This is a genomic window from Dellaglioa sp. CoH-57-MRSF-19 (assembly GCF_056781975.1).
Genome location: NZ_JBXAXW010000121.1, coordinates 1 through 486 on the forward strand (window position 1 = coordinate 1; position 486 = coordinate 486).

1 protein-coding gene is annotated in these 486 nt (G+C 61.5%); it reads right to left on the reverse strand.

What is annotated here, in order from left to right:
* The coding region (locus AC1RO3_RS08565) for a hypothetical protein (protein ID WP_481764012.1) at positions 1 to 343 on the reverse strand (343 nt) is incomplete at its 3' end.
* Positions 344 to 486: the final 143 nt, after the last annotated feature.

Consider the following 486-nt stretch of genomic DNA (forward strand, 5'->3'; position numbering starts at 1 on the left):
CCGCGAGATTTGCCACGCGTTCGGCCTCGGCCGCCGCTGCCTGAGCCGCACGCTTTGCGGCTTTGCGTTCGTCGGCGCGCGCCTTAGTCGCGTTCAGCTTTGCGAGCCGCTCGGCCGTGTAAATTTTTGTCAAAACGGGCGCACCTTTGCCCGAGCCGCCGCATTGATAGCAGGTGTACCACGTATAGGCCCATGCTTGCGAGCCACCTGCACCGCCGCACCGATGACACGTGCCCGCCCGGTAGAACGAGGCAGAGCCCTTGCGTTCGTCGTAGTCGGCAGGGGTCAGGCCCGAGAATGGGCGGCCGTCGCGGTAGAACAGTTCGGGTTTCGTCGTTTCCATATCATGCCCCTAGTGGGTTATCGATGGAACGAATAATAACGGGGCCGCGCGGCCCCGTCAATAGTACCCGACTAAATTTTGTGGTTATTCCCCGTCTTGCGCCGCCCAGTCGCAAACCGCCTGTGCATCTGTCTCCTATACAC